This window comes from Chryseobacterium sp. G0201, from assembly GCF_003815655.1.
Classification (GTDB): domain Bacteria; phylum Bacteroidota; class Bacteroidia; order Flavobacteriales; family Weeksellaceae; genus Chryseobacterium.
On the sequence record NZ_CP033917.1, the window covers coordinates 4764574 to 4777100 of the forward strand.

The following is a 12527-nucleotide window of genomic DNA, read 5'->3' on the forward strand; positions in this document are numbered from 1 at the left end:
AATACATCCAAAATGATACTCTTTAAATAAAAACAGTGTATAAGAATACTCTTACACACTGTTTATCAATTATTTATCACCTTATCATTTTGATAAGATTTCTTACTTTAAAAGTTTTTTCTTAACACTAACGTTTGATTACTTTCACTGTTTTCACCGTATTACCAGCAGTATTTACCTGAACCAGATAAACTCCTGATGCAAATCCTGAGAAATCAACCGTTCCTTTCGTATCATTAATAACTTTAGTCGTTACCAGCTGTCCTGCTGCACTGTAAACTGTAACTGAAACAATCTTTTCATTATATGAAACATTCAGGTAATCCTGTACCGGATTCGGGAACACTTTCAGATTATCATTCTTTGATAGTGTTGAAGTTTCATCCACTGCTAATGTACTTACAGGACATACAACAGGAACGAAAATTCTCTTTTGAACATATGTACCATCTCCTATTTGACCAGAACTATTATGCCCACATCCTGATAAAAATCCATTATTATCTATTACAAATGTATTGAATGAACCTCCTATAACAGTTTGTCTGTTAGTGGAATTTCCTATTTGCATTGGAGTATATTTAAAGTCTGTAGTTCCGTCTCCCAATTGTCCAACATCATTTAATCCCCATGTCCAAAGTGTTCCATCGGTTTTTATTCCTAAAGAAGTATAAAAATTGTTAGCATCAATACTTTTCCAATTTGTAGATGATCCAATTTGTATAGGACTTGTTTTACTCGTTGTAGTTCCGTCACCTAATTGCCCATAAGTATTAATTCCCCAAGCCCATAAGGTTCCATCGGTTTTTATTCCTAACGAATAATTAAGTCCGCCAACAATACTTTTCCAATTTGTAGCTGTTCCAATTTGTGTTGGAGTAGATTTATTTACTAAAGTTCCATCACCTAATTGTCCATTACTATTAAGTCCCCAAGCCCATAATGTTCCATTAGTCTTGATGGCAACAGTATGCTGTACTCCAGGTGCTACCATTTTCCAATCATTTGCTGTTCCTATTTGTGTTGGAACAGAAATATTTACTGCAGTTCCATCTCCTAACTGTCCGTTATCATTAAGTCCCCAAGCCCAAAGTGTTCCATTGGATTTTATAGCCACTGTATAATTGTCTCCAGTTGTAATACTTGTCCAATCATTTGCTGTTCCTATTTGTGTTGGAGTAGATTTATTTACTAAAGTTCCATCACCTAATTGTCCGTTATTATTATATCCCCAAGCCCATAATGTTCCATTTGTTTTTAATGCTATAGAGTGAAATTTACCAGCAGATACTTTTGACCAATTATTTGCTACTCCAATTTGTGTTGGAGTAATCTTTTGTATATTCGTTCCATCTCCTAACTGTCCATAATTATTGCCTCCCCATGCCCATAATGTTCCATCGGTCTTTATTCCTAATGAATAAGTATCTCCGGGACTAAAGTTTTGCCAACAACCTGTTGTAGATGTAGGAAGTGTAGTAAATGATCCTCCCGGTATCCAATTAACTTGGCTGCTGGATCCACAATTAGAACTTACCCACCAATAGTAAATGGTATTAGGTAATAAATTTGTCAAATTTGCCGTTGTGGAAGATGTAGTTCCATCTATACCACCAATCGTTGAATTTGTACTGTAAAGATACTGATAACCTCCGCTAGGAGCCGATGTCGGTGCCACCCAATTAAGAGTAGCTGATGAAGAAGTTATATTAGAGCTGTACAATTGACTTGGAGGATTACAACTTCCCGATGTCGGACAAGTGATAGAAGTGAATGAAGTTTTATACACTGTAGTACCATCTCCTAATTGTCCTCCTGCGTTATTTCCAGTAGCTTTCAAAAAAGCATCATTATCTATAGCTAGAGTATGAGTTGAACCCGCAGAAACCATGCTAAAGTCGGTAGCATTTCCTACAGAAATTGAGTTTGAACTATTCATAGTACCGTTACCGAACTCTCCAGAATCGTTTCGCCCGCAAAAAAATATATTTCCAGGTGTTATTGTACCTACCGTATAATACGATCCTGCATCAATACTTTTAATCTGATCAAATACTGCAGTTGGTGTAGATCTGTTGGTATTGGTACCATCACCAAGTTGTCCCTCGTTATTTCTTCCCCAAGTATAGAGAGATCCATTTGCATTGCTTGCTACAGAATGATAAGATCCCGCTGCAATATTTGTCCAACTCGTATCAGTTCCTATTTGTATAGGTATTATTTTATTTACCGTTGTACCGTCACCTAACTGGCCATACTGATTGTATCCCCAAGCCCAAAGTGTTCCATTGGTTTTTATGGCGAGAGAAAACTCAGTACCAGTTGCGATACTACGCCAATTAGTTGCTGTTCCTATTTGTGTAGGTACAACTTTAGTTACCATCGTTCCGTCACCTAATTGCCCACTACTATTAGACCCCCAAGCCCAAAGTGTTCCGTTTGTTTTTATGGCTAATGTATGAGCGCTTGTTATATCTACCTCTGCCCAGTCGGTAGCGGTTCCTATTTGTGTAGGAGTATTTCTGTCGACCGTAGTTCCGTCTCCCAGTTGACCTGCCCAGTTGTAGCCCCAAGCCCAAAGTGTTCCATCTGTTTTTATTGCAATTGAATACAGAGCACCTGCAACAACTTTTCTCCAATTATTGGCAGTTCCTATCTGGGTTGGGACATTTTTAGGAACCGTAGTTCCGTCACCTAACTGGCCATACTGATTGATTCCCCATGCCCAAAGTGTTCCATCTGTTTTTATTCCCAAAGAATGGGTACCGCCTGCACTAATTTTTTGCCAACAACCCGCAGGAGGAAGTGTTGTAAAAGATCCTCCGGGAATCCAAGCGCTTTGGTTGGATCCGCAATTAGACATCACCCACCAGTAGTAAGTAGTATTAGGTAATAAATTGGTTGCATTGGCTGTTGTTAAAACAGTATTCCCATTGGCTGCTCCCATAGTTGGAGACGTACCATATGCATATACATATCCTCCGGTAGGCGCTGTTGCTGAAGGTGACCAATTCAAGGTAGCTGTTGTAGAAGTAATATTTGAAGTATACAACTGACTTGGAGGATTACAACTTGTAATACAGGCAACCGGAACAAATGAATATCTCTGAGTAGTCGTACCATCACCTATTTGCCCTGAATCATTAGCTCCACAGCCTGACAAATATCCATCTACATTTATAAATAGTGTATTTTTTCTGCCTCCGACAATCATTTGTCCATTGCTTACAGTTCCGATATATGCTGGTGAATTTTGATTCGTTCCTGTACCGTTTCCTAATTGTCCAAAACTATTATCTCCACATGTATAGGTATTTCCGTTAGAAAGAATGAACATAGAATGTCCGTTACCTGCTGCAATACTTTTAACCCCTGTAGTAATTACAGTAGGAGTATTTTTATTAGTATTGGTATAATCACCTAACTGGCCGAAATCATTTTGTCCCCAAACAAAAAGATTACTACTGGTTTTATAAGCTAACGAATGGTTAAGACCTGCAGCAATATCTTGCCAATCTGTTGCGATTCCAATTTGAATCGGGTTAGATTTGCTTGTATTGGTACCATCACCTAACTGTCCTGCTCCGTTACTTCCCCAAGCCCAAAGCGTTCCATTGGTTTTTATGCCTAGTGTATGATATCCTCCCAGTACAACTTTTCGCCAGTTCGTAGCTGTACCAACTTGAGTCGGAGTCGTAATATCAGCGGTAATTCCGCCTCCCAATTGTGCAGTTCCATTATTTCCCCATCCCCAAAGTGTTCCGTTTGTTTTTATGGCGACTGTCTGAGCAATTCCGGCACTTACACTTTGCCAATTGGTGGCAGTTCCTATTTGCGTCGGAATATTTCTACTTATTGTAGTTCCGTCACCTAATTGGCTGCTGCCATTAAATCCCCAAGCCCAAAGTGTTCCATCGGTTTTTATAGCAACGGTATGCGAGCTACCAGCCACTACTTTTGTCCAATTATTTGCAGTTCCTATCTGCGTTGGTTTATTTCTACTTGTTGTAGTTCCGTCGCCTAGCTGGCCATTACCGTTAAGACCCCATGCCCACAATGTTCCGTCTTTTTTTATTCCTACAGAATGGCTGAAACCAGAGCTCACGCTTTGCCAACACTGGGCAAATGACTGTAAGCTGATTAACAGCATTAATAAATAAAGAATTTTCTTCATGTTTTAGTTTTAATATTGTCCTACTCGTTTAGCTTTTCGGTTTCGCTTCGTTTGAATGGTTTCGGAACTCCATAAAAAATGAGTCTCGATCAATGAATGAACGCAGATTTAAAAATATTTTCGTTGATAAAAATGTGGTATCGTCACTGGTAAAATCTAAATTTTCTTTGGTATCACAAAAATTTACATCTAATTTTAGGAAATAGTTAAATAGGCCCTATTAATTAAATATGACTTGTTGTTCTAAAGAAATTTTAAGAAATTACGATTGTTTTAAATTGTTGGATACAATTAGGATTGACGAATTAATAAAATACGGTGTAGTTTTCTTCATTTTCATGATTTAATTAGTTTTCTTTTTTAGGTTTTAGTTTTTTAGTTAAAAACAACAAGGTCATCAACGATGATTTTATGTTGCCGTTTGCAAAAATATATCTTTCTTATGGACTATCAAATAGTTGACAGAAAATAGTAGTATTTTTTTTCCATACGATGTTGCTACATTTTACAGAACGAATCAGAATCAAACTTTTTTAGGAGCAAAAAGATGGCAGATGACATCAAATTTTACTAAAATGAGATGTATCATAGATAAGGTTGAATATTTTAGCTAAATTTGCTCCTTCATTTTTTAAATATCACACATGAAAAAAAAATTAATTTACAATTTTCCCGTTCTTTGGCAAAAGCCTGCAAAACGACAGTCATTAATTTTGAAATACCTAATTCAAATAGTTTAAAAGTATTCTTATTAAAAAATGGTTTATCTTAATACTTCAAACGCATAATTAACATTTATTTTAAATTAGAATTCATTTACGTGAATAAAATTGGTTAACAACTGTCTTTTAATACATTATAGATTAAAACAGATGTATGATATCTCAGACAGCTTCTTAGCATAATCTAAAACCATAACCTTTATAAAACCCTCACAAATAAAGGAATATAGGCAATAAACACAGTATAATGAAATGCATAGCATTCATGGTATCTAGACTATGGATATTAAAAAAAAATGCTACTTTTGCTCACAGGAATAAAAATTGTTTTTTTAGCGTTTTTATTAGTAATTTAGATATACCAAATTATAAAACATTAAAAATCATCACATGAAAAAAATAATTCTACTATTTACTTGCATGTTCGGTATTTCGGTATTTTCACAGATAAAAGTCTTGAAAAACGAAACTTTAGTGGAAATTGGTAAAGATAATTCCGTTGGTTTATATAAAAAAGAAGATAAATTCACGATCAACTACCAGGATCTTAACACCGCTAATCTAAATACTTTCAGATCTTTTTCATTTCAAAATATGAATAAAGATGTTGAAGGCTTATATAAAATGATCACCGACGGATTTATTGATTCTCCGGCAGGAAATATTGTATTGGAACTTCCTAATGATATTATTGAGCTTCATTATGAGAAAAACTTCGGACAGCCAACTGTTCAGTTTATTCAATATATCAATAAGAATAAAAAATATGTTGGGAAATCGCAATTTCTAAACAAAAAACAGGTTGATAAGCTTTTTGGAAAAACAAACGGCAAATCTGCATTGTACGAGAGATCTGTAGCAAAAACAAATTCTACAATGGGTACAACAAGCTATAATTCTTCAACGAGTACAGCAACCCCTTTAAATGACACTCCCGCAAAGGCACAATCTTCTTCGCCTAAAAGCAAGAAATATAAAAAATAATCAATCTTTACAAAACATAATTAAACTCATTCTTCCCGGATGAGTTTTTTATTTCTATTTTTGTAAAAACATTGTTTTCATTTATGTCACTTCAAATAAGCAATCTGACCAAAAAATTTGGTGAACAAACCGCACTTAACAATATTAATATCTCAATTGATAAAAGCGAGATCATCGGTCTTCTCGGTCCTAATGGAGCAGGAAAATCTACTTTAATGAAATCTATCGTTGGTGCATTGAAAATAGATGAAGGTGAAATAATTTTCAATGGAAAAAACATTTCCGAACACGAGATCGAAAGCAAGAAAAACATTGGTTTCTTACCTGAAAACAATCCGTTATACCTGGAAATGTACGTGAAAGAATACCTGCGGTTTGTTGCAAATATTCATAAAATTTCTGAAAAAAGAGTTGATGAAGTGATTGATTTAGTTGGAATTACTCCTGAAAAATCTAAGAAAATCAGTCAGCTTTCTAAAGGGTACAAACAAAGAGTTGGTTTGGCACAAGCCATTATTCATCAACCTGATTTATTGATTTTAGATGAACCTACCAATGGTTTGGATCCCAATCAAATTATTGAAATAAGAAATGTTGTAAAGGAAATCGGCAAAGAAAAAACAGTTTTACTTTCTACACACATCATGCAGGAAGTTGAAGCGCTTTGTTCGCGTGTGATTCTTATTCACAAAGGAAATATTCTTCAGGACTGCCCGATTGATGAGTTTAAAGGCAAATTCGGAAGTCTGGAAGAGGCTTTCGCAAGCTATACACAAACGGAAACAGTAAGCATAACAGAATAACTTAATCAAATATAAAATCCTGCAATGTGTAGGATTTTTTCATTTAGAATATTTCCTCAGATTCAATAGATCTATAGAATTTTCATTGATGAAAACTCGGGGATTGGCATTAAATTTGACAATATCCAAGTAAATCAAAACTCATTACAATGATCAAAAAAATTTTACTGGGAGCATTTTGTATCTCCCAATTTTCATTAGCCTATGCTGCCGAATTTAAAAATGAATTACCAATAACATCAACGGTCTCTGCAAATTATCAAAAAGCACCTAAAACCGTAATCATTAAAACTAAAAAGTTTAAAATAAGAATTGATAAACAACCCAACGGTAAATATTTGTACCAATCTTGGGCTGCCAATGCAAAAATCACTTCGAAGCCAAGTATGATCATTCCAGACGGAGAATTGATTCCTGATGGTACTGGTGGTAACTATTATTATGAATTTGTAAATAATGCTTTCACTTATCAGGTTTGGAGAAATTATTTAACCGATTCAGCGAAAAAGGCACCTTATACTCTAAGAGTTGATGACAATACAGGAAAAACGATCGTCAATCAAGACGGACAAGTCGTAAAAAATTAATAAAAAACTCCCACTTTAAAGTGGGAGTTTTTGTTTTTTATATGTTAATTTTATTGTTCAGGAGCTTCATCAGATTTAACTTCAATTACTTTTGAACCATCATCATTTCTCTTTTGAAGCTGCTCAAGAAGCTGTAAGCCTAACAATCCGCTGATCCCTCCATTGGCTGCATCTCCACCTCCACCGATAAGAACGTCAGGCATTATTTTTACGTTTTGAGATGCGATGTTTTCCATGATCTTCAATTGGGTAAAGTTGTTTCCGCCCATTGCTTCTACAGATAATTTATAAGACTCTGCATTAGATTTACCGATTGCCAATATTTTCTCAGCTTCTGCATTACCCGTTAAAGAAATCTGCTCGGCATTTGCTTTGGCTAATAATTCTATTTTTTCAGATTCTGCCTTGGCTAAAAGTCTTGTTTTTTCGGCTTCACCGGTTGCGAGTAATTTCAATCTGTCTCCTTCCGCGTTGGCCTGAAGACGTACAGAATTGGCATCACCAGTCGCTTTTTTCACGGAAGCATCTGCAACACGCTCTGCAATCCAAACACCCTGATCAGCTTTTACAATTTCTTTCTGCATATCTGCAACCGCAGTTTCTTTTTCTAAACTTTGTCGGGTTTCCTGTGCTAACATTTCTGTTTCGTAGGTGATTTTCTGTTCTTCCGCCAACTTTCTGTCTGTCAATGTTTTCATCAGGCTTTCAGGAGGAACAATCGCACCAATCAAAGTATCTACCGCATTTACGTTATATTGATCCAAAACACTGCTAATATGTTCTTTTGCAGACTGTTGTCTTTCTTTACGGGTTCCCAAAAACGCAATCACATCGCTATCCTGCGCAGAGTTTCTGAAATAGTTCCCAATCGTAGGTTCCAAAACCTGACTTACCAAATTGATCATATTTCCGAAACGGGCAATCACTTTTGGAGCTTCATAAGTCGGAATATGAATAATTTGAGAAACATCTAGGTTAAAAGGGAACCCATCTTTACTTCTTACCGTAATTGTTGAAAGGTTTTTGTCTAACTGGTGAGATTCACTTCTTTCATACGCCCAGTTTAAAACCAAATTGGTGGTAGGAACAAGCTCAACCTTCATAATATAAGGATTAATAGGATATTTTCCGGGACCGATTGGCTCTGACCAAACTCCTTTATGACCTTTTTCAACAATGTTTCCATGTTTAAAATCAACACCGCTTAAATCTTTACCCTCTGCGCCTACATAACTTATAATTACACCGACGTATCCGATCGGGATTTCTGTCATGTGTACCATTTCGACTTTTGTAAACCATGGATTTAAGAAATATGAACCCGCTAAAATCACCTGTTCCTGAAGACCTTTGTAACCTCCATTGTTCAAAAAGGTATCAACGTCCTGAAATTTGTTGTGAGCTTCAACAATTTTACCTGCAATCTGGCCTTCTTCCAAAGGATTACCTTCCATTGTCGTTATGACTCCCACCGCATTGTCAGGAATTTGAGTCATATCAGTTAAATCAATATCAAACAACAAGGTATTAATTCTATAAGAACCTGGCGCAACAATGGCAGTTTGGCGCCCTTTTCTACCTCCGTTTTTAAGAAATGCCTCTGCATCCTGGAAAGAGTCACAGTTTACCTTTCTTGCTAAAATACGTCCGGTTTCTAATTCAGTTCCGTCTTTAGCCAGAATTAATCCTAATTTTCCGGTAGGAATCACGGTAAATGGCTGAAATTGAATCGTGTATTGCCAGATCCATTTACCAAAATAAATTCCCGGTGCCAATGTCTGAGCCTGAAAACCAGCCTCACCATTGGTTGCAATAATCCTCCCTTCCGGAAGTTCCTGCTTACCAACCAGCACGAATTTTTTGGTCACTAAACCAATTCTGTCTTCGGGAACAATTACCAATCCGAAGAAAACTCTCAAAATAATTTTGTAAAAAATTACGCATAAAAGCACAATGATAGCCGGAATCATCCAGCCCTGAAACGATAGTTCCATAATTTATTTGTTTAAAAATTTAGTTTAAATAGTAGAAATGACCGATAGCCCCTATTTTTTTTAATAAAAAAAATACGGATAGAATCATGTAATTGAATTCTTTCGAAAAATTTAAGAAAGTGTAGGAGGAGAAGTATTAAAAATCGTGAATATGATTTCTGATACTTTCAAAAGAAAAAACTTGAAGTTTGTTTGTTCCATCTTATTTGTGAAGGACTAAGATCCTTTTTGCTGTACAAATGTACGGAAGAAAATATTATTGATATTACAAAAAATCAAAATATTTTTTGAAAATAATGTAATTTACAGACAATCAATATTATTTTTTGCAAAAACATTTTGTGCGCTTTCAAAACTGTCCTTTGCTGCATTATATCCTATATTAAAAATCTCTTCCAAACGGTCTTTTTTACGTTCGAAAGTTCCATAACTTGAAAGATCCTGTGAAGATATAAACCAATCACAATATTCGAATTTTGCTTTCTCAACTCTGTAAGAAAGAAGATCGTAAGATCGTGATACGATTGCTTTTATGGTCTTTAAATCATTAATATCAATATTATGTGGCGGAGATACAAAAACGCCAATCAGTCGATCACATTCATCTCTGATAACGTCTGCGGGAAAGTTATTTAAAACTCCTCCGTCACAATACATTTCTTCCCCTAAAATATATGGCGTGGTAACTCCCGGAATAGAACATGAGGCAATAACAGCATCAGTTACCTTAAAACTATTATCAAAAATTTTCTGAGTTCCGGAAACCAATTCTGTTGCTACGATTTTCACTTCTTTATCTAAATCTCCAATTTTCATATCCTGAAAAATCGGTCTTAAATAATTATTGAAGATCACCGAAGAAACCAATCCCGGCTGATTGAAGGCAAAATGTTTCCAGTTGAAAAAATAGATAGACTGGAAAAAATCTAAAATCTCCTCAGGTGTTTTTCCCACTGCATGAAGACTTCCGACAATGGAACCCGCGCTACAGCATGCTAAAACATCTATATTGATATTTTTTTCTTTCAAGAATTTTAAAACTCCTGCATGGGCAATGCCCTTCGTTCCGCCACCGGATAAAACCAATCCTGTTTTTTCAAAATTCATAGAATAAAATTAAGAAATCGTAAGGAGAAAATGAGATTAATTTTTCTAAAAATGTGAATTTTAAAATTATTTTAATAATTCTTTCATTTATCTTAAAAATATAAATATTTCATGCATAAAAAACCACAGACAAAAATCTGTGGTTTACTTTTATATTGTATGTGTTCTTAGATTAGATATGAATAACTTCACCATAAGCAGCAGCTGCAGCTTCCATGATAGCCTCAGAAACTGTTGGATGCGGGTGGATAGATTTGATGATCTCGTGACCTGTAGTTTCTAGTTTTCTAGCAACAACAGCTTCAGCAACCATATCTGTAACACCTTCACCAATCATGTGACAACCTAACCATTCGCCATATTTAGCATCGAAAATCACTTTGATGAAACCATCTGTATTTCCGTTTGCAGTAGCTTTTCCACTTGCAGAAAGAGGGAATTTACCAACTTTGATTTCGTAACCTTTTTCTTTAGCCTGCTTTTCTGTAAGACCTACAGAAGCAACTTCAGGGTGACAGTAAGTACATCCAGGGATATTACCGTAGTCGATCTTCTCAACGTGTAGTCCTTTGATTTTCTCAACACAAGTAATACCTTCAGCAGAAGCAACGTGAGCCAAAGCCTGAGTTGGGATGATATCTCCGATCGCATAGTAACCTGGAACAGAAGTTTCGTACCATTCGTTTACCAAAACTCTACCTTTATCTGTTTGGATTCCAACTTCTTCAAGACCTATGTTCTCGATGTTTGCAGCAATACCAACAGCAGATAATAAGATATCAGCTTCAAGAGTAATAGTTCCAGTAGCTGTTTTCACAGTAGCTTTAACCCCTTCTCCACTTGTATCAACGCTTTCAACAGAAGCATTTGTCATAATTTCGATCCCTGTCTTTTTCAAAGATTTTTCTAAGTGCTTAGAGATATCTTCATCTTCCACAGGAACGATGTTTGGCATAAATTCAACAACAGTTACTTTCGTTCCCATTGTGTTATAGAAGTCAGCAAACTCAACCCCAATAGCTCCAGAACCTACAACAATCATAGATTTTGGCTGCTCAGGAAGAGATAATGCCTGTCTGTATCCGATTACTTTTTTACCGTCTTGAGGTAAGTTTGGTAATTCTCTAGAACGTGCTCCAGTTGCAATAATGATATTGCTTGCAGCATATTCAGTTACTTTACCGTCTTTATCTGTAACAGAAACTTTTTTATCTTTTAAAACTTTAGCAGTTCCTAGAATAACATCGATTTTGTTCTTTTTCATTAAGAACTCAATCCCTTTACTCATTTTATTAGCAACGCCACGGCTTCTTTGAATTACATTCGGGAACTCAAAACTTGGCTCCACTTTATTCAAACCATAATCTTCTGCATGGTTGATATAATGAAAAACCTGAGCAGATTTCAACAAAGCTTTCGTTGGAATACATCCCCAGTTAAGGCAGATCCCTCCTAAGTTTTCTTTCTCGATAATTGCAGTTTTGAAACCCAATTGTGCTGCTCTGATAGCTGTAACATATCCACCAGGACCACTTCCGATGACAATAATATCGTAGTTCATTAGCTTAAAAATTTTAATGCGAATTTAAGGAAAAATATTGGATGTATCATGTTTCTTAAAATTCGTGAGGCAATGCATAATAAAGAGCAATTTCACTACATTAACAATAAAAAAAGAGAACATACAATACGTTCTCTTTAATAAAATTATATTTTAAATTAAAATTTAGCAAAACTGAATTTATAGAATTAAACTATTTCAATTTTAATAATTTCAAGAAATGTTTATTATTACATTTTTTTCAGTAATCTTTTTTGACTTCTATATTTTTCATTTAAAGCCTTTAATTGCTCCTGTTTCATTTTTTTTGAAGCAACCGGATGATTCAAAATCAACTTCTTTTCCTGATTATATCTTTTGTCCAGCTCACGTGATTTGGTATTAATCAATTCACTTTTTGAAGGATGAGGCGGTGGCGTAGGATGTTTTTGTGCTGAAACATTCATTGATAATCCTACTAATAAAATTGTTGATATAAATAACTTGTTCATAATATTTACTTTTAAGAATGACTTGAATTTCTTTAATAAAATCAATTAAGTTCATTCAGGTTTGAAGTAAATATTACATATATCATACCAACATTTTCTGTGCA

8 protein-coding genes are annotated in these 12527 nt (G+C 35.3%); 3 read left to right on the forward strand and 5 right to left on the reverse strand.

From position 1 onward, the window contains the following. Nucleotides 1–127: 127 nt before the first annotated feature. Nucleotides 128–4174, reverse strand: coding sequence for a T9SS type A sorting domain-containing protein (locus tag EG348_RS21380; RefSeq protein ID WP_123984949.1), 4047 nt, complete (start codon nucleotides 4172–4174; stop codon nucleotides 128–130). A 1112-nt stretch (nucleotides 4175–5286) separates the two neighbouring features. On the opposite strand from EG348_RS21380, the gene EG348_RS21385 reads away from it, so the two are divergent. The 3 genes from EG348_RS21385 to EG348_RS21395 all read left to right on the forward strand — a co-directional run bounded on the left by EG348_RS21385 (nucleotide 5287) and on the right by EG348_RS21395 (nucleotide 7270). Then, entirely contained in the window at nucleotides 5287–5880 is a 594-nt protein-coding gene (locus EG348_RS21385) for a hypothetical protein (protein ID WP_123984950.1), read from the forward strand. Between the two features lie 83 nt (nucleotides 5881–5963). Further along, nucleotides 5964–6683, forward strand: coding sequence for an ABC transporter ATP-binding protein (locus tag EG348_RS21390; RefSeq protein WP_123984951.1), 720 nt, complete (start codon nucleotides 5964–5966; stop codon nucleotides 6681–6683). Nucleotides 6684–6832: 149 nt separating this feature from the next. Continuing rightward, the gene (locus EG348_RS21395; RefSeq protein ID WP_123984952.1) at nucleotides 6833–7270 is read left to right on the forward strand and encodes a hypothetical protein; all 438 of its coding nucleotides are present in this window, start codon (nucleotides 6833–6835) and stop codon (nucleotides 7268–7270) included. A gap of 50 nt (nucleotides 7271–7320) precedes the next feature. Here the strand turns inward: EG348_RS21395 and EG348_RS21400 are convergent, their stop codons facing one another. The 4 genes from EG348_RS21400 to EG348_RS21415 all read right to left on the reverse strand — a co-directional run bounded on the left by EG348_RS21400 (nucleotide 7321) and on the right by EG348_RS21415 (nucleotide 12423). Continuing rightward, on the reverse strand, nucleotides 7321–9264 hold the full coding sequence (locus EG348_RS21400) for an SPFH domain-containing protein (RefSeq protein ID WP_123984953.1): 1944 nt from the start codon (nucleotides 9262–9264) through the stop codon (nucleotides 7321–7323). A 303-nt stretch (nucleotides 9265–9567) separates the two neighbouring features. Continuing rightward, nucleotides 9568–10371, reverse strand: coding sequence for a patatin-like phospholipase family protein (locus tag EG348_RS21405; RefSeq protein WP_123984954.1), 804 nt, complete (start codon nucleotides 10369–10371; stop codon nucleotides 9568–9570). A 172-nt stretch (nucleotides 10372–10543) separates the two neighbouring features. Beyond that, nucleotides 10544–11932 (reverse strand): dihydrolipoyl dehydrogenase, encoded by a 1389-nt coding sequence (lpdA, locus tag EG348_RS21410; protein ID WP_072410071.1) that lies wholly within the window; start codon nucleotides 11930–11932, stop codon nucleotides 10544–10546. Nucleotides 11933–12162: 230 nt separating this feature from the next. Further along, complete coding sequence (locus EG348_RS21415) at nucleotides 12163–12423, reverse strand: hypothetical protein (RefSeq protein ID WP_123984955.1); 261 nt, start codon at nucleotides 12421–12423, stop codon at nucleotides 12163–12165. Between the last annotated feature and the right edge of the window lie 104 nt (nucleotides 12424–12527).